This is a genomic window from Streptomyces sp. NBC_01190 (assembly GCF_045039895.1).
In the GTDB taxonomy this organism is placed as follows: Bacteria; Actinomycetota; Actinomycetes; order Streptomycetales; family Streptomycetaceae; genus Actinacidiphila.
Window position 1 is genome coordinate 164,157 of sequence record NZ_CP108580.1, and the last position, 20,557, is coordinate 184,713.

The 20,557-nt window shown below is 72.4% G+C and carries 17 protein-coding genes; 12 read left to right on the plus strand and 5 right to left on the minus strand.

Features of this window, described 5'->3' with window-relative positions; translation table 11 throughout:
* The first annotated feature begins 20 nt into the window (after window positions 1-20).
* From OG519_RS00740 to OG519_RS00750, 3 genes are all read left to right on the plus strand, one after another.
* Window positions 21-638 (plus strand): class F sortase, encoded by a 618-nt coding sequence (locus OG519_RS00740; protein ID WP_405592374.1) that lies wholly within the window; start codon window positions 21-23, stop codon window positions 636-638.
* Window positions 639-775: 137 nt separating this feature from the next.
* Window positions 776-1,261, plus strand: coding sequence for an RNA polymerase sigma factor (locus OG519_RS00745; protein WP_405592376.1), 486 nt, complete (start codon window positions 776-778; stop codon window positions 1,259-1,261).
* The gene (locus tag OG519_RS00750; protein WP_405577365.1) at window positions 1,245-2,288 is read left to right on the plus strand and encodes a DUF4232 domain-containing protein; all 1,044 of its coding nucleotides are present in this window, start codon (window positions 1,245-1,247) and stop codon (window positions 2,286-2,288) included. Before OG519_RS00745 ends, OG519_RS00750 begins: the two co-directional genes overlap by 17 nt.
* Window positions 2,289-2,384: 96 nt before the next feature.
* Here OG519_RS00750 and OG519_RS00755 read toward each other — a convergent pair whose 3' ends face one another.
* Complete coding sequence (locus OG519_RS00755; protein WP_405577367.1) at window positions 2,385-3,932, minus strand: class I adenylate-forming enzyme family protein; 1,548 nt, start codon at window positions 3,930-3,932, stop codon at window positions 2,385-2,387.
* A gap of 250 nt (window positions 3,933-4,182) precedes the next feature.
* On the opposite strand from OG519_RS00755, the gene OG519_RS00760 reads away from it, so the two are divergent.
* The 7 genes from OG519_RS00760 to OG519_RS00790 all read left to right on the plus strand — a co-directional run bounded on the left by OG519_RS00760 (window position 4,183) and on the right by OG519_RS00790 (window position 12,115).
* A complete protein-coding gene (locus tag OG519_RS00760; protein ID WP_405577369.1) occupies window positions 4,183-5,781 on the plus strand; it encodes an NAD(P)-binding domain-containing protein in 1,599 nt (532 codons plus the stop codon).
* The gene (locus tag OG519_RS00765; protein ID WP_405577371.1) at window positions 5,778-6,872 is read left to right on the plus strand and encodes an alpha-hydroxy acid oxidase; all 1,095 of its coding nucleotides are present in this window, start codon (window positions 5,778-5,780) and stop codon (window positions 6,870-6,872) included. Before OG519_RS00760 ends, OG519_RS00765 begins: the two co-directional genes overlap by 4 nt.
* Window positions 6,866-8,320 (plus strand): cytochrome P450, encoded by a 1,455-nt coding sequence (locus OG519_RS00770; RefSeq protein ID WP_405577373.1) that lies wholly within the window; start codon window positions 6,866-6,868, stop codon window positions 8,318-8,320. The genes OG519_RS00765 and OG519_RS00770 overlap by 7 nt, the downstream gene beginning before the upstream one ends.
* A 118-nt stretch (window positions 8,321-8,438) precedes the next feature.
* Complete coding sequence (locus OG519_RS00775) at window positions 8,439-9,746, plus strand: cation:proton antiporter (protein WP_405577375.1); 1,308 nt, start codon at window positions 8,439-8,441, stop codon at window positions 9,744-9,746.
* Window positions 9,747-9,826: 80 nt separating this feature from the next.
* A complete protein-coding gene (locus tag OG519_RS00780; protein ID WP_405577377.1) occupies window positions 9,827-10,459 on the plus strand; it encodes a helix-turn-helix domain-containing protein in 633 nt (210 codons plus the stop codon).
* Window positions 10,456-10,695: a DUF6126 family protein gene (locus tag OG519_RS00785; protein WP_405577379.1), complete on the plus strand. Its 240-nt coding sequence runs from the start codon at window positions 10,456-10,458 to the stop codon at window positions 10,693-10,695. Before OG519_RS00780 ends, OG519_RS00785 begins: the two co-directional genes overlap by 4 nt.
* Before the next feature lie 370 nt (window positions 10,696-11,065).
* Complete coding sequence (locus OG519_RS00790; RefSeq protein ID WP_405592378.1) at window positions 11,066-12,115, plus strand: PP2C family protein-serine/threonine phosphatase; 1,050 nt, start codon at window positions 11,066-11,068, stop codon at window positions 12,113-12,115.
* Window positions 12,116-12,173: 58 nt separating this feature from the next.
* On the opposite strand, the gene OG519_RS00795 is transcribed toward OG519_RS00790, so the two are convergent.
* Window positions 12,174-12,878: a ribonuclease H gene (locus tag OG519_RS00795; protein ID WP_405577381.1), complete on the minus strand. Its 705-nt coding sequence runs from the start codon at window positions 12,876-12,878 to the stop codon at window positions 12,174-12,176.
* 200 nt (window positions 12,879-13,078) lie between these two features.
* On the opposite strand from OG519_RS00795, the gene OG519_RS00800 reads away from it, so the two are divergent.
* Window positions 13,079-15,208 (plus strand): SpoIIE family protein phosphatase, encoded by a 2,130-nt coding sequence (locus OG519_RS00800; RefSeq protein ID WP_405577383.1) that lies wholly within the window; start codon window positions 13,079-13,081, stop codon window positions 15,206-15,208.
* Window positions 15,209-15,292: 84 nt separating this feature from the next.
* Here OG519_RS00800 and OG519_RS00805 read toward each other — a convergent pair whose 3' ends face one another.
* The 3 genes from OG519_RS00805 to OG519_RS00815 form a co-directional block, all read right to left on the minus strand.
* Window positions 15,293-16,666, minus strand: coding sequence for an NAD(P)/FAD-dependent oxidoreductase (locus OG519_RS00805; RefSeq protein WP_405577385.1), 1,374 nt, complete (start codon window positions 16,664-16,666; stop codon window positions 15,293-15,295).
* A 294-nt stretch (window positions 16,667-16,960) separates the two neighbouring features.
* A complete protein-coding gene (locus OG519_RS00810) occupies window positions 16,961-18,160 on the minus strand; it encodes a flotillin family protein (RefSeq protein ID WP_405577387.1) in 1,200 nt (399 codons plus the stop codon).
* 25 nt (window positions 18,161-18,185) lie between these two features.
* Window positions 18,186-18,419 carry a hypothetical protein gene (locus OG519_RS00815; protein ID WP_405577389.1) on the minus strand — a complete coding sequence of 78 codons (234 nt, stop codon included), beginning with the start codon at window positions 18,417-18,419 and terminating at the stop codon, window positions 18,186-18,188.
* 213 nt (window positions 18,420-18,632) lie between these two features.
* Here OG519_RS00815 and nhaA point away from each other — a divergent pair, with 213 nt between their 5' ends.
* Entirely contained in the window at window positions 18,633-20,537 is a 1,905-nt protein-coding gene (gene nhaA / locus OG519_RS00820) for a Na+/H+ antiporter NhaA (protein WP_405577391.1), read from the plus strand.
* Window positions 20,538-20,557 lie beyond the last annotated feature (20 nt).

The following is a 20,557-nucleotide window of genomic DNA, read 5'->3' on the forward strand; positions in this document are numbered from 1 at the left end:
CGGCCGCCGCCGGACTCGCCGTGCTGTGCGGCTGCGCCCCGACCTCGCCCGCCCAAGTACCCGCCGACGGCGGGTCCGCGACGACCGCGACAAGCCCGGCGAGCACCGCGCCCGGGAGCACCGCGCCTGGAAGCGCTGTACGCCCCAGCTCGCCGGCCACCGGGGCGGCGCCGATGGCCCGCTCGGTCCCGGTCCGGCTGCGGATCCCGGCCATCGGCGTCGACACCGCCGTGACCGCGCTCGGCCTGAACGCCGACGGCACGGTGCGGGTACCGCCGATCGCCGCGCACGCGCCGGCCGGCTGGTACGACGGCTCCCCCACCCCGGGGCAGACCGGCCCCTCGGTGCTCCTCGGCCATGTGACGGTCGGCGCCTACGGCGACGGGGTCTTCCGCCATCTGGACCAGGTGCGTACGGGTGACCGGCTGACGGTGGCCCGCCAGGACGGGTCCACCGCGACCTTCGCCGTGGAATCGGTGCGGACCATGGCGAAATCCCGCTTTCCGACCGCCTCGGTGTACGGGAACGTGGACCATCCGGCGCTGCGTCTCATCACGTGTGGGGGGACGCGGGTGAGCGGCGCCGGCGGCTACCCGGACAATGTGATCGTCTATGCGTCGCTGGTCGCCGGTTCGTGAGCCGGGAACAGGCGGCCGTCCGGTGGGCCGGCGCACGGGGCGCGGCGGGCGGCCCGGTGGGCGGCGTCACCCCCGTGGGCGGCACGGCGGGCGGCGGCGCGGCGAGAACCGCGGCGAGAACGAAGGAGAAAGCGGCCATCCAGTCCCAGGAGCGCGCGGCTTCCGAGCTGTTCGAGGCGGTCTACCCCCGGCTGGCGGGCTGGTGCCGCCGGCTGGTGGACGACGACGAGACCGCGCACGAGATGGCCGCGGAGTCCTTCACCCGGCTGTGGGCCCGCTGGACGAAGGTCGAGGAGCCGACCGGCTTCCTTTATGTGACGGCGGCCAACCTGGTCCGCGACCACTGGCGCAAGATGGAGCGCGAGCGGCGGGCCATGCGCCGGGTCACGACGGAGGAAGCGGTGAAGCGGCAGCCGGACTCCGATCCGTCGGTACGGATGCTCGTCCAGTCGCTGCCCGAGCGGCTGCGCAACCCCGCCCTGCTCTACTACTACGCGGACCTGCCGGTGCACGAGGTCGCCGTGCTGCTGGGCCGCAAGGAGGGAACGATCAAGGCCGATCTGCACGCCGCCCGTGAACTGCTCCGCGCCAAGCTCGGGGGACACCATGACCGGATTTCCTGACGACCGCCCCGACGGCTCCGCCGCCGAGGACGGCGAGCGCGGCAAGCACGGCGAGTCCGGCCGCTCCGCCGACCGCCACGTGCCGGGCGACCGCGGCCCGTTCGGTGACAGCGGCGCGTTCGGTGACTGCGGCGGCCTCGGGGACCCGGAAGGTCCGGGCGCGCCCGGTTCACTCGACGGGACCTTCGCCGATCCGCTGGAGCCGCTGCTGCGCTCCCCCGCGCCCTTCCTGTCGGCGCCGCCCGGATCGTTCGAGCGGATCCGCCGCCGGGCCGCGCGGCGCCGCCGGGTCCGTGCCGCGCTCGGCGGCTCCGCCGCGGTCGCGGTGACGGCCTGCGCCTTCTACCTGGCCGGCTCGCTCCAGCCCGGCGGCGGCTCGCATGTGGTGGGTCCGCCCGCCAGCAGTCTCCGCGACCGGTCGCCGTCGGTCGCCACGCCCGCCCCGACGACGCCGCCACCCCCGGCGGGCGGCAGCGCGGGCTCCCCCGAGGTCCGGCCGACCCCGCCCCCCTCCCCGTCCGGGACGGCGACGAGCCCGGCGAGCCCGGTCCACTCCGGCGCGAGCCCGACGCCGACCGGCGGCGGGGCGTCCCCGGACGATACGCCGCCGGGCACCACCCCGATGTGCACGGCGGCGCAGCTCTCCGCGGCCCTCGGCGGCGGCGACGCGGGCGCCGGAAACCTCTACCGCTACCTGGTGCTCACCAACACGAGCACGACGACGTGCCATCTCACCGGCTTCCCCGGGCTCTCGATGCTGGACGCGTCCGGCCGGCAGATCGGTGCGCCCGCCTCCCGGGAGCACGACGGCTACACCCCCGTGGTGCTGAAGCCCGGAGACACGGCGAGCGACACCATCCACACCATCAACCAGCAGGGGACCTGCCTGCCGACCTCGGTCCGGCTGCGGATCTACCCGCCGGGCAGCAAGGCGTCGCTGGTCTTCCCCGGGGAGATCACCAACTGCGACGATCTCTTCGCGATCACCCCGCTCATCGCGGGCTCCACCGGCAACCCGCCTTCGTAGCCCCGGGGTTCCGGCTGCCGGGACCCCGCCCGGCGCCGCTTCCGGGTCCGCGGTGGACGCCGCGGCGAGAGCCGCCGGCGCGGCACCCGAATGGGCTCAGCCGGGTTGGGTGGCTCCGGCGGCGGCGAGGGCGGTCAGGGCCTTGCGGTCCGGTTTTCCGCCCGGCGCCATGGGTACGGCGTCCAGCGTCGTGATGGTGGCGGGCACCGCGGCGTCGCCGAGTTCCGCGCGCACGGCGGAGCGCAGCGCCTCCTTGCCGGACGCGTCGAGGTCGTGGCCGGCCGCCGGAACGACGAAGGCGTGGGCCGCCTCGCCGGTCCGCTCGTCGGGGGAAGCCACCACATAGGCCTGGTCGACGGTCGGCTGGGCGGTCAACGCGGCCTCGATCGCCCCCGTGTAGTACATGATCGCGTTGATGAAGACCACCTCGCGGGACCGGCCGAGCAGTCGCAGGAACCCGTCCGCGCCGAGGACGCCGAGATCCCGGGTCCGTATCCAGCCGTCGCGCACCACCTCACTGGTCTGTTCCGGGTCCCCCCAGTAGCCGGACATCGCGCCGCCGGCCCGGACCCAGATCTCCCCCGCCTTCGCCGGCGGCAACGGCCGGCCGGCCGGGTCCCGTACCTCGATGCCGACGTCGGGCAGCGGCCGGCCGACGCTGTCCAGCACCTGGTCCCGTCGCTCGGCGATGTCGTCCGGCGTGAGCAGGGCGAGCATCCCGGTCTCGGTCAGGCCGTACCCCTGGTGGACGACCGGGCCGAGCCGGTCCACCGCCTCGGCGAGCCGGTGCGGGGGCAGCGGCGACCCGGCGACGAGGAGCGCTCGCAGACTGCGGGGACCCTGGGCGCCATCGGCCCGCAGGGTGTCGAGCACCTGGTAGAGGCGGGGGACCGTGCACAGACAGGCGGTGACGGCGTAACGCTCCCAGACCTCCGGGAAGGCCAGCGGCGGTTCGGGGATGATCGCCGTACCGCCGCTGAACAGGCAGAGGGCGAGATGTTCCAGCATCACCGCGCTGGTGAGGGTGCCGAAGACCAGATAGCGCCGGTAGCGGTCGGCCAGTCGGGCGGTGACCTGGGTCCAGCCCGCGGGCTGCCACGACCAGTGCTCGCCGAGCGAACGATACGTCTGGGCGCAGCCCTTCGGGCGGCCGGTGCTGCCGCTGGTGAGGGTGATCAGCGCGATGTCGTCCGGGCGGCCGCGGGCGGTCAGTTCGTCGCCGCGCAGCGGGACGTCGGCGAGCAGGTCGCGGTCGGCGTCGAGGATCCGGGTGGCGCCGGCCGCCGCGGCGAGCGAGGGGTCTGTCGTGGTGGCGTCGGCGACGACCACGTCGATGTCCTCGGCGAGCACCTGGGCGAGCTGAGCGGGTGTCAGTCCCGGCCGCAGGCCCAGGACTCGGCAGCCGAGCAGGTGGGCGGCGATCTGCGCGGCGAACCCGGTGGGCGTGACGGCGGTGGTGAAGGCCACTCCGCTGCCCGGGCCGAGTCCCGCCGCGCGCAGGTTGGCCACGCAAGCCCTGACCAGGTCGAGCACCTCGCCGCGCCGGACCGGCCGGGACCGGAATTCGAAGGCGGGGGTGTCCGGCTGCCGGCCGAAGGCCTCCAGCAGCGGTCGCGGAAATACCGATTCGGCCGGATTGTTCATGCCTTCCTCCGATCCTGACGGACGATCGCGGGTTCGCGTTCCGGACGCCGGGAAACCCGGTGCGGCGCGTTCGTACACCGTTCGACTGCGAACGCCGAAGGACGGCGCTCGCCGCGCCGAAACTATCGGGATCGAGGAAATCAGCACACCCCCCGGCCCAGTGTGATATGTATCACATTTCGCGGTCTGGATACCTCTTTTAACTCTCAACTACGGTGGGCAGCATCACCTTTGGGAGCCGGGAGGGTCCATGTCCGGAGAAGTACGGGTCGATTACCTGATCGTGGGCGCGGGACCAGCCGGAATCCAGGCCGCTTATTTCCTGGAGAAGGCCGGCCGCGACTATCTGGTGGTCGAGGCGGGCGCAGCGCCAGGCACCTTTTTCACCACATTCCCCCGGCATCGCAAACTCATTTCCATCAACAAGGTGCACACCGGCTGGGACGACCCGGAGCTGAAACTCAGGACCGACTGGAACTCACTGCTCTCCGATGAGTCGGCCCCGCTCTTCACGGCGGTCACCCCGCGCTACTTCCCGGACGCCGACGACCTCGTCGGTTATCTGGCGGACTTCGCCGCCACCCACCGGCTGAACATCCGCCATGACACCCGCATCACCGGCATCAGCCGTCCCGCCGGGGGCGACTTCGAGGCCACCGCCGAGGACGGCACGGAGTTCCGGGCCAAGCGGCTGATCATGGCGACCGGTGTGACCCTGCCGTACGTTCCGCCCATCGAGGGCGTGGAACTGGCCGAAGGCTATGGCGAGGTCTCGGTCGACCCGGCCGACTTCACCGGCAAGCGGGTGCTGATCATCGGCCGGGGTAATTCGGCCTTCGAGACGGCGGACAATCTCGTGGAGACCGCCGCCGTGATTCATGTGGCCGGTCCTGGCTCACTGCGGCTGGCCTGGCAGACCCACTTCGTGGGGCACCTGCGGGCGGTGAACAACAACTTCCTCGACACCTACCAGCTGAAATCGCAGAACGCGCTCCTGGACGGTGAGATCCTCTCCATCGCCAAGGATTCCGACGACGGTTCCTATCGTGTCGCCGTCAAATTCTCGCGGGTGGCCGAGGTTGTCAAGGAAATTTTGTACGACCGGGTGATCCTGGCAACCGGATTCCGATTCGACGCCTCCGTCTTCGCCCCGGAATGCCGGCCGGAACTCACCATCAAGGACCGTTTTCCGGCCCAGACCGCCGCCTGGGAGTCCACCAACATTCCTGATCTCTACTTCGCCGGCACCATTACCCAGGTAAGGGACTTCAAGAGGTCGACCAGCGGATTCATCCACGGCTTCCGGTACGGGGTGAAGGCGTTGCACCGCATTCTGGAGCAGCGCTACCACGACGAACCCTGGCCGCACCGCGAACTGCCGGCCACGCCGGAGGGCGTCGCCGACGCGATCATCGACCGGATCAACCGCACCTCGGCGCTCTGGCAGCTCTTCGGCTTCCTCGCCGACGCGGTGACGGTCGCTCCCGACGGAACGGCCGCCTACTACGAGGAGGTGCCCGTCGACCTGCTGCACCAGGCCGTCGGGGAGGGCAGGTTCGGCGCCGTCGACCGCTATCTCACCGTCACCCTCGAATACGGCGCCGACCACGACAAGGTGAATCCGTTCGATATCACCGTCGATCGGATCGCCCAGACCGACACCGCCGGCCTCGACGGCCGCTATCTCCACCCGGTGACCCGGCTCTTCCGCGACGGTGAACTCCTGGCCGAACACCACCTCACGGAGAACCTGGAGAACGAGTGGGACCGGGAGGAAATCCACCATGTCCCGCTGCGCCGCTTCCTGACGGACCGATTGCTGCCGGCCGCCGCCGAGAACCCGTCGTGAGCGGCGGGGATCTGCTGGCGGAACTGCGGGCCAAGGCCCGGACCCGGCTCGATCCGGCGCACTGGGACTTCTACGAGGGGGGCGCCGGAGCCGAGCGGGCGCTGGCCGAGAACGAGCGGGCCTTCCGCCGGCTCGCCCTGCTTCCCCGGGTGCTGTGCGGTCGGGGCCCGGCCGACCCCGCGGTCACCCTGCTCGGCGACCGGCTGGAACTGCCCGTCGTGATCTCGCCCACCGCCTTCCACCGGCTGGCCCATCCGGACGGCGAACTGGCCACCGCCCGCGCCGCCGCGGCGGCCGGCACCGTCCTGATCACCTCGATGGCCGCCACCACGGCGGTTGCCGACGTGACGGCCGCGGCCCGCGCGGTGCGGCCCGGAGCGGCCGTCTGGTTCCAGCTCTACCTCCAGCCGGAGCGGGAGGTCACGCGGGCGCTGGTCCGGCGGGCCGAAGCCGCGGGCTGCACCGCGCTGGTGGTCACCGTGGACTCGCCGGTCTTCGGCCGCAGGACCCGCGACGACCGCAACGGCTTCCACGAGCTGCCGCCGGGTCTCGCCACCGAGAACATGCGCGATCTGCCCGGCGCGCCGCCCGGCCGCACCCGGGACATCGCGATGTCCCCCGCGCTGTCCTGGGACGATCTGCGGTGGCTGCGGGACGGCACCGAACTGCCGATCGTGGTCAAGGGCGTGCTGCATCCGCGCGACGCCCGGCGCGCGGTCGACGAGGGCGTGGTCGGCCTGTTCGTCTCCAACCACGGCGGGCGCCAGCTCGACGCGGCGCCGGCCTCCGTCGACGCGCTGCCCGCCGTCGTCGACGCCGTCGGCGGCCGGCTGCCGGTGCTGCTCGACGGCGGTGTACGTACCGGAGCCGACGTGGTGACCGCGCTCGCGCTCGGCGCCGCCGCCGTCGGTGTCGGACGGCCGGTGCTGTGGGGCCTGGCCGCCGAGGGCGAGGCCGGCGTGGCGCGGGTGCTGGCCGGCCTGCGGGCCGAGGTGGCCCACGTCATGGCGCTCTGCGGGGCGGGCGCCAGCGCGGATCTGACCGCCGATCAGGTGGTGGCGCGCGGAGCGCGGGTGGTGGCCGGATGCTGAAGCCTCTCGCCGCGGTGGCCGTCGCGCTGTCCACCCCGTACTGGCTGCCCAAGGCCGTGGTGGGACTGCGGGTGCGGGTCTTCGCCCGGATCAACGGCGCCGAGGGTGTCGTGGTGCCCAACAGCCAGGTGGACGCCGAGCGCTTCGCCGAGTTGTACGCCCACCCCGCGGCGGACGGCCGCAGCCGGGGCGCGGGCCTGTCCGACCTCTTCTGGTACTGGCTCGCGCCCGGCCCCGAGGTCCACCAGGAGCACCTCGAACCCGGTCCGCGCTACGACGCCGTGGCCCGTACCACCACGGCCATCCTCGCCGGTAGCAGCGCGGAGCTGTCCGCCCTGGCCACCCGCCGCGCCGCGGCCGTCCTGGACGAGCTGGTTCCCGGCGAGGTGACGCTGCTTCGGCTGCGGGACCTGATGATGCCGGTGTGGGCGGAGTTCTTCTACGAGCTGGTGTTCCGCGAGCCGTGCCCGCCGGACGCGCGGCGGCTCATCGTGGACAACGCCGAGGACGTGATCAACTCCCTGAAGAACACCCGGCTGCGGCACATGGGGCGGCGCACCCGCCTCACGGGCTACCTCCTGCGGCGACTGGCCGCGGGCGAGGTGCCGCACGAGCTGCCCGCCGAACTCGCGACCCCGCGCGACCGTGCCCACTATCTCCAGGGCACCTTCTTCAACACCGCCGTGGTGCAGATGTCCGAGGCGATGGCGCACCTGCTGCTGGTGCTGGCGACCCGGCCCGCGCTCCAGCGGCGGCTCGCGGAGCACCCGGAGGACGACCACGACCTCGGCAACGTCATGAACGAGACGCTGCGGCTGTATCCGCTCTTCGGTATAGCGCACCGCGTCACCAGCGCGGACATCGATCTGGGTGACGTCCACTACCCGGCGGGTACCGTGCTCTGCTTCGACTACCCGGCCTACCACGCCACCGGTTACACCGACCCCGAGCGGTTCGACCCCGACCGCTGGGACCGGCTGTCGGCCAAGGACGCCCACCACATCCCCTTCGGCGTCGCCGCCAACCGGCCGTGTCCCGCCTGGCGGCTGGCCCCCCTGGTGATGCGGGCGGTCACCCGCGAGGTACTCGGCCGTTTCACCCTGCACTCATCGGTCTCCCACACCCGGTCCATCCCGCATCGCGCGCCCTGTCTGCTGGTGGCCCGCGAGAGGCCGCTCCCCCGCCACCGGATCGCCGCCGTCCTGGCGCTGCTGCGGCTGCGCGACCGCTGGGAGGACGTCGGCCGCAGTCTCCTCCAGTTCGGTCTCGGCGGCTGGATGGTGCTGGACGCGCGGCGCTCGCGGCCGACCGAGCGGTGGTTCGCCCGGCACGACACCCAGGGTCGTCCGCTCCCCACCGCCGCTGCCCACCCCCGGCGGCGGGAGGCTCATCCCGACGGCGTGGACGATTCGGAGGGTCCGCCGTCCGGCTGTCCGCACCTGCGCTGACCCCCGTACCCCCCATACCAGCCGCACGCCTTCACGCATGCCCCGAACTGCCCCGAACTGCCCTGAACCGCCTGAACAGCCCTGACCACTCCGTCTCCTCTCGCCGAAGGGCAGCGCCATGACCGCTCCCGCGCTCGGTACCGCCTTCCTGCTCGCCGTCGTGGTCATCCTGATCACCTGCCGGCTCGTCACCTGGGCCGTACGTCCGCTGCTCCAGCCCCCCGTGGTCGCCGAGATGATCGCCGGGGTGCTGCTCGGTCCCTCGGTCCTCGGCCTGGTCGCCCCTTCCGTGGAGCACTCCGTCTTCCCGGCGGATCTGCGGCCCGTGCTGTACGTGGCCGGGCAACTCGGCCTGGTGCTCTTCATGTTCCAGGCCGGGTACGAGTTCCGGACCGACCGGATCCGTCCGGTCGCCCGCACCGCGGCGCTGATCTCGACGGCCGGGATCCTGGCACCGCTTTCCCTCGGCGCCGCTCTCACCTGGGCGGTCCACGACTCGGTGCACGCCTCGCCGCCCGGTGTGCCGCTGTACGTGTCGGCGCTGTTCGTCGGTGTGACGCTGTCCATCACCGCCTTTCCCATGCTGGCCCGCATCATCACCGAACGCGGCCTGACCGGGACGGTCTTCGGCACGGTCTCACTGGCCGCCGGCGCGCTGGACGACGTGGTGGCGTGGGTGCTGCTGGCCGGCGTGATCAGCCTGTCGCGGGCCAGCGCGGGGCCGCTGCTGCTGGCGACCTGCGGCGGGATGGGGCTGGTGGTCCTGCTGGCCGCGCTGGCCAAGTTCAGGGCGCCGCTGGGTCGGGCGGCCGACCGGCTGCCGCCCCAGCAGTTGCTGCTCGCCACCGTGCTGCTGCTGTGCCTGGCCTCCTGGTACACCGACCGGATGGGCCTCTACGCGGTGTTCGGGGCCTTCAGTCTAGGCGTCGCGATCCCCAGGACGCCCGGGATCGACCGGGTGATCGAGGCGATCAGGCCGCTGAGCGGGGTGCTGCTGCTGCCGTTGTTCTTCACCTACTCCGGCCTCAACACCGACACCGGGCTGCTCGGCGACGGGGCTCTGCTGCTGTTCGCCGCCGGCTGCACGCTCGCCGCGATCGCCGGCAAGTTCGGGGCGTGCTGGCTGGCCGCGCGGGTGGCGGGCCAGAGCAGCCCGGTGGCGCTGCGGATCGGCACGCTGATGAACGCCCGCGGGCTGATGCAGCTCATCGCGATCAACGTCGGCCTCGCCGAGGGGGTGGTCTCCCGGTCGATGTTCACCGTGCTGGTGCTGGTCGCGCTGATCACCACGGTGATGGCGACGCCGCTGCTGGCCCTGTGGGACCGGCTCGACGGCGGGGTCGGCCGGCCGCGGGTAGCGGAAGCGGCCGGACCGCCGCCGCTGGAGGAGGCCGGCGCGGCCGCCGCGGACCGGAGCGGTGCCTGACGGCCGGAGCGTTCCGAGTCTTTTTTGCCTCTGAGGCAAGTCTTTTGCCTCAGAGGCATGGTCCCTGCTTCCATGGACGCATGGACCCGAGCGAAGCCACCGGACCGGCCGGCGAGGAAACCCTCGTGCTGGCACCGCGCCTGCGGGAGAAGCGGCGCGACAGCGGCCTCACCCTGGAGGCCGCGGCCCACCGGGCGGGCCTGTCGGCGGCCCACCTGTCCCGGCTGGAGTCCGGGCAGCGGCAGCCGTCGCTTCCCGTACTCCTCGGACTCGCCCGGCTGTACGACAGCACCGTCTCCGAGCTGCTCGGTGAGACGCCGGCCGAACCCGATCCGATCGTACGCGGCGACCGGATGCCCCCGGTACCGTCCGGCGGCTGGACCTACTGGCGGGCCGGCGGGACCGGCCGGGCGATGCAGGCGCTGCGGGTGCACGTACCGGCCAGGGCCCAGGGGGCGCTGGTGCGGGTGCATCCGGGCGAGGAGTGGCTCTACGTCACCGCCGGCGAGCTGGAACTGACGCTCGGGGAGCGCACCCACACGCTGGCCGCCGGGGACTCGGCGCACTTCGACTCGCTGGTGCCGCACCGGCTGACCGCGCGCGGGTCCGGCGGGACCGATCTGCTCTTTCTGCACACCTTGATGCAGAGCCAGACCTCGGCCCTCTGTATCGGGCCGCGGGACACCACCGACACCGGAGGAGACCGGCGATGATCATCGAAGAGACCGAAGAGACCGAAGGGCCCACCGTTCAGCCCGCCGCACCCGCCGCCCCTCCCGCACCCGCCACCTCCGCCGGACCCGGTGCGCCGATCGCCGAGGGCAGCTCCCGGGGCACCGAGAAGCTCAAGCAGCGCGGTGTCGTCCTGCGGGTGCTCGTCTACGTGGTCGTCGCCCACCTGCTCGGCTTCTACCTGTGGCTGATGTTCGCGGTGCTCGGCAAGCACTGACCCGCTCGTCGGCCCGCCCTCCCTCGTCCGGGTGAACGCGACGACCGCGACGCCACAGTGTCCTCACTCCCGACTGCCAGACGCGGCACAGCCAACCGTGATCGAATAGGCGCACGCTTCGCGGGCCGCGCCCTTGCCGGACCGCGGCCGGCGATGACGTACGACCAGGCCGATGGCGGCGGGCCCTAGCCTGGAGGTGCCGAGGGGACCCTACGGGGAGGGAGAGGCGATCTTGCTGCGACGAGTCCCGGACGTCCGACGCCCCGCGCGACGCGTGGGGGCGCTGTTGGGGACGGCCGCGGGCACCGCGGGCCAGGACCGCCGCGACCGTCTCGTACCGCTGCCGCTGACCGTGCTGCCGTACGCGGTGATGGCCCTGGTCGCGGTGGTCGACGGGGTGGCCGGCGCGAGCGTCGGCCTGCTGCCCCTGGTCTCGCTCGGACCGGCGTTCGCCGGTCTGATCGGCACCTGGGTGCGTACCGCCGTGATCGGCGCGCTGGCGGTCGCGGTGGTCTGCGCGCTGGGCGTGGCCGACGGCCTCTTCGCCGAGCGGCGCGGATTCGCCGCGATCGGCGCGGTGGTCGGGGTGACCGTCGCCGGTGTGATCGCCGCGGTCACCCGGCAGCGGCGCGAGGCGGAACTGGCGAACGTGCGGTCGATCGCCGAGGTGGCACAGCGGGTGCTGCTGCGGCCGGTGCCGGCCTGCCCGGGCCCGCTGCGTGCCGCCGTGTCGTACACCTCCGCGGTGGCCGAGGCCCGGATCGGCGGTGATCTCTACGAGGTGGTGGCCTCGCCCGCCGGGGTCCGGGTGATCATCGGCGATGTCCAGGGCAAGGGCCTGGAGGCGGTCGAGACGGCCGCCGTGGTGCTGGGCGCGTTCCGGGAGGCGGCGTACGACGAGAAGACCCTGGAGGGCGTCGGGGACCGGGTGCAGCGGGCCGCGAACCGTACGGTCAGCGGGGAGAAGTTCGTGACCGCGCTGATGGCCGAGGTCGGCCGGGACGGCGCGACGACCCTGCTGAACTTCGGGCATCCGCCGCCGATGGTGGTCTCCCCCGACGGCACGGTGGCCTTTCCCGAGCCGCCGGTCTACGCACTGCCGCTCGGGCTCGGCGTGGACCGCGCGGAGGCCCCGGAGCCCTTCGAGATCTCCTTCCGCCCCGGCGACCAACTGCTCCTCTACACCGACGGCGTGACCGAGGCGCGGGACGCCGCCGGGAGGTTCTACCCGCTGGGCCGGCGGGCGGGGCTGCTCGCCGCGGACGATCCGGCCGCCGCCCTGGAGGCGCTGCGCACCGACCTGATCCGGCACACCAGGGGCCCGCTGCACGACGACGCGGCGATGCTGCTGCTGCGCTATCGCGAACCCGGCACGCGACCGGCCGACCGCGTCCACGGCGCCACGGAGGCCGCCTCCTGAACCCTCGCTTCGGGACGGCGGGCCTCGCTCGCCGAGACCCGGGGTGGGGGCCAAAGGATCAGCGGCAGTCGGGGTGGCCCCAGCCCTGGTCGTTCTTGGCGATCAGCTCGCCGGCCGGGTAGGAGCGCCCGCAATGGCACTTCCCCGGATACTTCGCCTTGAGCGTGCGGACCTGGCCGGGGGCCTTGGTCGCGGCGCCGGCCGCGCGGGTGGTCGTCACCGGTGCCGCCGCGGTCGCACCGGCCTTCCTGGACGGCCGTATCGCACTGGTGGGCGAGGCGGGCGGCGGCGGTGAGCCGAGGGCGCTGCCGGCCGGCTGCTGGACGACCGCCGTCTGGCTGGCGGCGCGATCGGCGAAGTCGTTGAGGGGATCGCCGCCCACCTGGTGCGCGGGCACATAGCGGAACTCGACCGGGCGGCCGGCGAGCAGCTCGTCGATCCGGACCACCAGATCCTGGTTGGCGACCGGCTTGCCGGCCGAGGTCTTCCAGCCCTTGCGCTTCCAGCCGGGCAGCCAGGTGGTGACGGCCTTCATCGCGTACTGCGAGTCCATCCGGATCTCGATCGGCGCCGCTGGGTCGACCGCGCTGAGCAGCCGCTCCAGGGCGGTCAGCTCGGCGACGTTGTTGGTGGCGACCCCCAGCGGGCCCGCTTCCCAGCGGACCGGTTCGCCCGAAGTGTCGCCGATGACCCATGCCCAGCCGGCCGGTCCCGGATTGCCCTTGGATGCCCCGTCACACGCGGCGATGATGCGCTCGACCACCCCCCGATCATGCCAGCTTCCGGCGGGCCGCCGGCACACCGCCCCGGACAGCTCCGCATTTCGGATCAGGATTCCGTATTTTCGGACGTGGCGAGGAATTCAACCGCGCTTCGGACTGCGCCGAGCCCGGCGGAGACGGAGCATGGGGGTACGGGCAACCGGACACCGGGCAGCCCATTGGACATGAGGAAGGGCGTCGGATGGGCGGTGGACAGCACGAGCCCACCCCGGACCAGGGCACACCAGGCCAGGAGAGCGAAGAAGGCGCACCGGAGCGGCGGCCGCAGGCGCCGGCTCCGGCCGGGGGGACGCCTGCCCCGGACCCCGGCCGCCCCCGGAGCGAGCAGGATCCGCCCGACGCCGCGTCCGAAGAACCCCGGGAGCCCGGGAGTCCCCGGAGCGCCGACGGCGGGGACGGCGGGGACGGCGGGGACGGCGAATCGTCGCATCCGGTCCCGCCGTCCGGTGACTCCTTCGAGCTGCGCCAGATCGAGGCGATGAACCGGGCGGGGCCCAGCCGCCCCGGCGAGCGCCACCCCGAGTCCGACGGCTGGGCCGAACCCGGATCCACCCCCTGGGTCCGGCGCCGTGACGCGGTGCTGATCGGCGCCGGGCACGCGCTGGCGGAGGCCGACTCGCTCACCGAGGTGCTGGACACGGTGACGCGGCTGCGGGCGCCCGACTTCGACCTGGACGAACTGGTCGTCTTCGGTGTGACCGAGAAGTTCCTGAACGCGATCGAGCAGGACAGCCTGCGCCGCGACGGCGCCGAGCGCTCGGTGCGGATACCGATGACTACGCACTATCCCGCCGTGGACGTGCTGCGCACCGGCCGGCCGGTCTATCTGGCGTCCCCCGCCGAGTACCAGGAGCTCTATCCGACGACCTGGCCGCTCTCGGCCGGCCAGGGCCGGGTGTCCTGGGCCTTCCTGCCGCTGGCGGCGGCCGGCCGGATCACCGGGGTGTGGCTGGTGAGCTTCCGCACCCCCATCGCGTTCACCCCGGAGGAGCGCGGTCTGCTGACGACGACCGCCCGGCTGGTGGCGCAGTCGCTGGAGCGGACCCGGACGGACGAGGCGGAGCTGGCCCTTTCCCGCGGGCTGCGGCGCAGCATGGGTCCCGAGGCCCCCGCGCATCCGGGGCTGGGCGTGGCCACCCGGTACGTACCGACCGGCGGCGGGCTGGTGGTGGGCGGCGACTGGTACGACAGCATCAACCTGCCCAACGGCAGACTGGCGCTGGTCATCGGCGATGTGCAGGGCCACGACGTGCACGCGGCCGGGCTGATGACCCAGCTCCGTACCGCCGTGCACGCCTACGCCGCCGAGGGGCACGGACCGGACGCGGTCCTCTCCCGGGCCTCCCGCTTCCTCGCCGATCTCGACCAGGACCGCTTCGCCACCTGTATATACATCGAGGCCGATCCGGCGACCGGGATGATGCAGATCGCCCGGGCCGGCCATCCGCACCCGGTGCTGCGCATGCCCGACGGCACCTGCATGATCAAACACATCCGGGGCGGTCTGCCGCTCGGACTGATGCCCGACCGGGATGTGGACGACTACCCGGTCAACACCCTCGAACTGCATCCGGACGAGGTGATGCTGCTGTGCACCGACGGCCTGATCGAGACCGGCGGGCACGACATGTACACCGGCTGGGTCCGGGTGCGCGACGCGATGTCCCCGGGGCCGCCGGCCGATCTGGAGGGCATGGCCGACCGGCTGATCCGGGCGGTCGGCAATCCGGTGGAGGGGGTGGAGGACGCCCGGCTCTCACCGCGCAACGAGGACGACATCGCGCTGCTGCTGGTGCGCCGGGCCAGCGGGGGCCCGCGGCCGGCGGTGCCGGAACGGCGGCTGGTGCTCACCATCGAGCAGGACCAGGCGGAGGGGCTCGCCGAGGCGCGGATGCAGCTCAAGGCGCTGCTGCACGACTGGGCGCGCGCCGATCAGGCGGACACCGCGGTGCTGCTCGTCTCCGAACTGCTGGGCAATGTGCTGGTGCACACCGAGCAGCCCGCCGCGCTCATCGCGACCGTCACCGGCCCGCCCGCCCGGCGGACCCTGCTGGTGGAGGTCACCGACCGGGGCGACGAGCTGCCGCACCAGCGGGCGCCGGGCGAGCTGGCCTCGTCGGGGCGCGGTCTGGTGCTGCTCGACATCCTCTCCGACCGGTGGAGCGTACGGCCGGAGGCGGAGGGCAAGACGGTGTGGTTCGAGCTCTTCGAAGCGGAAGCTCCCGGCGCACCCGACGGCGCCGCCGGTACGGATCGCACCGACGGCCCCGACGCCACCGGCAGCACGGACAGCGCGCCCGGCGGGGAGTAGCGCGCCGCCGGGCAGCGCCCACGTCATGGTCCGGCCCCCGCCCGTCCTGGGCGGGGGCCGGCCGGTCGGACGACGCGGACGCCGCTACCTGTCGAGCACGCCCTGGCCGGGCTCCTCGACATGTTCGCGGATCTCGTCGGGGGTGAGGTAGGAGTCGGTGAGTTCGAAGTCGCGCAGCGCCACCGGGGTGCGGGACAGGAAGCCGGTGCGGACGAAGTCGTCGCCGGCCGCCGCGTTGAGCACCCAGTTGGTGAGCACCCGGATCTTGGCCACGTTGGTCCGCAGCGCGGACCAGTGGTAGCCGCGGGCGACGGCCTGGGCGGGGATCCCGCGCAGCTCGATACCGAGCGGCTTGGAGACCGCGTCCCGGCCGCCGAGGTCGACGACCAGTCCGAGGTCCTTGTGGACGTAGGGGCGCAGCGGCTCCCCGCGCAGGCTGGCGATCACGTTGTCGGCCACCTTGCGCCCCTGGCGCTGGGCGTGCTGCGCGGTGGGCGGGCAGAACGCGCCGTCCTGGTCCTTGGCGAGGTCGGGCACGGCCGCCGCGTCACCGAGGGCGAACACCTCTTCGTCACCCGGCAGGTTCATCTCGGGCGTGACGGCGAGCCGGCCGCGGATGGTCTCGGCGCCCAGGGTGGCGATCAGCGGGCTCGCGACGACGCCCGCGGTCCAGATGAGGGTGCGGGAGGGCAGGACCCGGCCGTCGGTGAAGGTGATCTCCTCCGGGCTCACCTTCTGGACGGAGACACCGAGGGAGACGTCTATGCCCCGCCGGCTCAGGATCTTCATCGCGCTCGCGCCGAGCTTGTCGCCGAGTTCCGGCATCAGCTTCGGCGCGATGTCGATCAGGTGCCATTTGATGAGGTTCGCGTCCAGCCGCGGGTAGCGCTTGACGGCGGTGGTGGTCAGCCGCTGGAGGCAGGCGGCCGTCTCGGTGCCCGCGTAACCGCCGCCGACCACCACGAACTGGAGTCGGGAGGCGCGCTCGGCCTCGTCCTGGCTGGCGTCGGCGAGGTCGAGCTGGGCGATCACGTGGTCGCGGATGAAGACGGCCTCGGCGAGGGTCTTCATGCCGCGGGCGTTGTCGACCAGGCCCGGGATGTCGAAGGTACGGGTCACGCTGCCGGGCGCCAGCACGATCCGGTCGTACCGCTCGTTGACGATCTCACCGGTGATCTTGCGGATCACACAGACCTTCGCCTTGACGTCCACGCCGATGGCGCCACCGGGGATGATCCGGGTGCGGAACTTCCTGCTGCGGCGCAATGAGACGGCGATCGACTGCGGGGTCAGCACGCCCGACGCCACTTGGGGCAGCAGCGGCAGGTAGAGCTGGTAGGACGACGGCGTCACCAAAGAGAGTTCCGCTTCGTCCGGCCGGAGTCTTCGTTCCAGCCGGCGCACGCACTCCACCCCGGCGAATCCGGCTCCCACCACAAGAATTTTCGGTCGTGCCACGTTGTCCGTCCCTTCTTGGGCCCAGGCGGTCGTAGTACCCACACCTGCCCTCCTGAGGGCGGCCTCGTACCTCCTTTCGTATCCCCGCGGCGACGGGTTCGCCAATCGGGAGCGCCCCGGTGACGGGGTGGCAGGCTCAGGGGCAGGCCGGGGAGCCTTCCCCGCGCGTGGGCCGGGGAAACGCGGCGGCCGGGCGTACGGGGCTGTGATATTCGCCCGCGCGCCCGGCCGTCAACCGCCGGAATCCACCCGTTTTCCGATATATCCAGTGACGTGTCGGTCGGCTTTCCAGCGCTACTGGATGTCGATGGGGCCGTCCGTGCCGTCCTTGCCGTCGCGGCCCCGCTGCCCGCCGAGCCGGCCGCGCAGCGCCACCTCCCGGCCGGTGCCGTTGGACGCTTCGGCGCCGTCGTTCTCGCCGCCGAGGTTCTTGCGGACCGAGTCGAGGATGGTGAGGCCCTGGCTGACCAGTCCGGCGGCGATCTCGCTGAGGCCGTCCGCGCCGTTGAGGACGTTGACGTTGGCACCGGACAGACCGGACGCCGCTTCCTTGACGATCAGCGGGAGCTGGTCGATCAGCATCCGGTCGAGCGCCACCCGGTCGTGCGAGGCGGCCGCCTCGGCCTGGATGCGCATCCGTTCGGCGTCGGCGATCGCCAGCACCCGGATCCGCTCCGCCTCGGCCTCGGCGGGCTTGACGATCTCGGCGACGAGCTGCTGCTGGCGCAGTTCGGCGGCGCGCAGCGCCAGTTCGGTCTGGGCGGCCAGCACCTCCTGCTGGGCGTGCGCCTGGGCCAGCGGGCCGGCCTGCGCGGACCGGGCCTGGGCGCGGTCCACCTCGGCGCTGTACTCGGCCTGCACCACGGCGGTCTGCCGGGCGTACTCCGCCTGGTTCCTGGCGGCCACCTGCTGGGCCTCGACGGACGCCTGGGTCGCCTGGGCCTGGGCGATCTGCGCCTGCCGCTGGATCGCGGCCAGGTGCGGCGCGGACATCGCGTCGATGTAGCCGGTGGCGCCGTCGTCGATGGACTGGATCTGGAGCGAGTCGACGGTCAGGCCGATCTTGGCCATCTCCGACTTGGATGTCTCCAGCACCTCGGTGGCGAGCTTCTGCCGTTCGGTGACGATCTCCTCGACCGTCATCGAGCCGATGATGGAGCGCAGGTGCCCGGCGAAGATCCGGCCGGTGAGCACCGACATCTGGTCCTGGTCGGACAGGAAGCGCTGGCCCGCGTTGACTATGCTCTCGTTGTCGTTGCCGACCTTGAAGGCGATGACGGCCTTCACCGTCAGCGCGATGCCCTGCTTGGTGACGCAGGTCTCGGCCACCTCGGCCTCGCACATCGCGAGGGTGAGAAAGCGGGTCTTGCGGAACACCGGCAGCACGAACTGGCCGTGCCCGGTCACCACCCGGAACGGCGCACCCCCCAGCCCCCGCCGACCTCCCGAGATCAGCATCGCCTCATCGGGCGCGGGAACGCGATAACCGAACATCCTTTGTCTCCTTTTGTTGCGCGGCTCAGCCGGCCGGCCCGTCCAGCGGCTCGGCCCATGCGATGACATCCACCTGACGGGCGCCGCGGGAATCGATCACCAGCACCGTGGAGCCCCTCGGCAGCGGCTCTGCCGACCAGGCGAGGAAGGCCTCGGAGCCGCCTCTGATCCGGACCAGCACCTCGCCGGGCCCGGCTGTGCCGCGGGTACCGATCAGCAGTTCACCGGTGCGACCGATCACCGCGTCGTCCCGTGCCATCCGCCGACCCCCTCGTCGTCCCGCCGGACTTGTCCGACCAGGCCATCCTCCCACTCGGCGACCCGCCGCGGCGGGTCGTCGTCCTTACGGAATACGCATCCGGTACGCCGCCGGTTCCGGCCGCGGGAAACGGATCGGCCGGCTCCGGAGTGCGTGTCCGCCGCCGTGACGTGCCAGGGTGTGGGCAGACAGAAGCACTGGTGGGAGGCACGCATGTTCTCGGGCTTGTTGACGTCGTTCACGGGTCGCGGTGGTGACAACGACCGTACGACGGCCGCCACGGCGTGGGCGTACATCCGCACCGAGACCGGCAGCGCCGCGGTGCTGCTGGCCGCCACCGTGGCGGCGCTGATCTGGGTGAACGTCGCACCGGGCAGTTACGACACGGTGTGGCACACCCGGCTGGCGATCGAGTTGGGCCGCTGGGGCGTCGATCTGGACCTGCGGAACTGGGTCAACAGCGGCCTGATGACGCTCTTCTTCCTGGTGGTGGGTCTGGAGACCCGGCGCGAGCTGGACATGGGCGAGTTGCGCGACCGGCGCCGTATCCCGCTGCCGATGCTGGCCGGGATCAGCGGCATGGTCGTGCCGGTGGCGTTCTATCTGGCGGTGAACGCCGGGCACTCCTCGACCCACGGCTGGGGTGTCGCCATGTCCACCGACACGGCGTTCGCGCTGGGCATGCTGGCGCTGCTCGGGTCGCGCTTCCCACGCCGGCTGCACACCTTCATCCTCACCGTCGCGGTGGTGGACGACTTCGTGGCGCTGGTGGTGATCGCCGTCGCCTACAGCGATGACATCACGGTGACGCCGCTGCTGATCGGGATCGGCATGCTGCTGACCGCGCTGGTCGTCCGCGGCTTCGGGGTGCGGCGCGGCATCGTCTACGGGGTGTTGGGGATCGTGGCGTGGGTCGCGTTCCTGAACTCCGGGGTGGACCCGCTGGTGGTGGGCCTGATCACCGGCCTGATGTCCTACGCGTACCCCGCGTCGAGGGACGCGCTGGAGCGGGCCACCGGTCTGTTCCGGTCCTTCCGCGAGCAGCCGACCGCCGAACTCGAACGGGAGGCGCGGCTCGGCATCGCCGAGGCGCTGTCGCCCAACGACCGGTTGCAGCGGATGTGGCACCCGTGGAGCAGCTACGTCATCGTGCCGGTCTTCGCGCTGGCCAACGCGGGCATCCAGTTGAGCGGCGGGGAGCTGAAGGACGCCTTCACCTCCCGGATCACGCTGGGCGTCCTGCTCGGTTACGGCCTGGGCAAGCCGATCGCCATCTTCACCGCGTCGGCGGTCGCCACCAAGCTGAGCCGCGGCCGGATGCGGCCGCCGGTGGGGTGGGGCGCGGTGCTGGGCGGCGGCACCATCGCCGGCATCGGCTTCACCGTCTCGCTGCTGATCGCCACCCTCGCCTTCGACGGCGAGCAGCTCGAACAGGCGAAGATCGGGGTGCTGAGCGCGGTGGTCTTCGCCATGCTCGCCACGACCGCGGTGGGCCTGGTGATCGGCCGGCTGCCGGAGCAGCGCCGGGCGAAGGCGCTGCTCGGCGTCGCGCACTCGGTGGTGGACCTCACCGAGCCGGTGGACCCGGAGCGGGACCATCTGCGGGGGCCGCTGGAGGCCCCGGTCACCGTGGTGGAGTACGGGGACTTCGAGTGCCCCTTCTGCGGGCAGGCCGAGGACGTGGTGCGGGAGTTGCTCGCCGACTTCGGCGATGTGCGCTATGTGTGGCGGCATTTGCCGCTCACCGATGTGCATCCGCACGCCCAGCTCGCCGCCGAGGCGGCGGAGGCCGCCGCGGAGCAGGGGCGGTTCTGGGAGATGCACGATCTGCTGATGGACCATCAGGACGAGCTGCGGGTGAAGGATCTGCTGGTGTACGCCAGGGAACTCGGCCTCGACGAGGACGCGTTCCAGCAGGCGCTGCGGAACCACGTCGGCAGGCAGCGGGTTGACGAGGATCTCGAATCGGCGGACATGAGCGGTGTCTCCGGCACGCCGACCTTCTTCGTCAACGGCCGCCGCCATCACGGCGCTTACGACATCGCGAGCCTGTCCGCCTCGGTCGTGGCGGCCCGTGACCGGGTGCTGCTGGTGGAGGGCGGCGGACGGCGGCGCTGAGACGGCGGGCGACGGCGGGC

What these genes read in the sequence shown, in the direction of transcription:
- OG519_RS00750 (WP_405577365.1), top strand. Translation starts at nt 1,245, where the DNA reads ATGACCGGATTTCCTGACGACCGCCCCGACGGCTCCGCCGCCGAGGAC.
- OG519_RS00755 (WP_405577367.1), bottom strand. Translation starts at nt 3,932, where the DNA reads ATGAACAATCCGGCCGAATCGGTATTTCCGCGACCGCTGCTGGAGGCC.
- OG519_RS00760 (WP_405577369.1), top strand. Translation starts at nt 4,183, where the DNA reads ATGTCCGGAGAAGTACGGGTCGATTACCTGATCGTGGGCGCGGGACCA.
- OG519_RS00770 (WP_405577373.1), top strand. Translation starts at nt 6,866, where the DNA reads ATGCTGAAGCCTCTCGCCGCGGTGGCCGTCGCGCTGTCCACCCCGTAC.
- OG519_RS00775 (WP_405577375.1), top strand. Translation starts at nt 8,439, where the DNA reads ATGACCGCTCCCGCGCTCGGTACCGCCTTCCTGCTCGCCGTCGTGGTC.
- OG519_RS00780 (WP_405577377.1), top strand. Translation starts at nt 9,827, where the DNA reads ATGGACCCGAGCGAAGCCACCGGACCGGCCGGCGAGGAAACCCTCGTG.
- OG519_RS00785 (WP_405577379.1), top strand. Translation starts at nt 10,456, where the DNA reads ATGATCATCGAAGAGACCGAAGAGACCGAAGGGCCCACCGTTCAGCCC.
- OG519_RS00790 (WP_405592378.1), top strand. Translation starts at nt 11,066, where the DNA reads ATGGCCCTGGTCGCGGTGGTCGACGGGGTGGCCGGCGCGAGCGTCGGC.
- OG519_RS00800 (WP_405577383.1), top strand. Translation starts at nt 13,079, where the DNA reads ATGGGCGGTGGACAGCACGAGCCCACCCCGGACCAGGGCACACCAGGC.
- OG519_RS00810 (WP_405577387.1), bottom strand. Translation starts at nt 18,160, where the DNA reads ATGTTCGGTTATCGCGTTCCCGCGCCCGATGAGGCGATGCTGATCTCG.
- OG519_RS00815 (WP_405577389.1), bottom strand. Translation starts at nt 18,419, where the DNA reads ATGGCACGGGACGACGCGGTGATCGGTCGCACCGGTGAACTGCTGATC.
- nhaA (WP_405577391.1), top strand. Translation starts at nt 18,633, where the DNA reads ATGTTCTCGGGCTTGTTGACGTCGTTCACGGGTCGCGGTGGTGACAAC.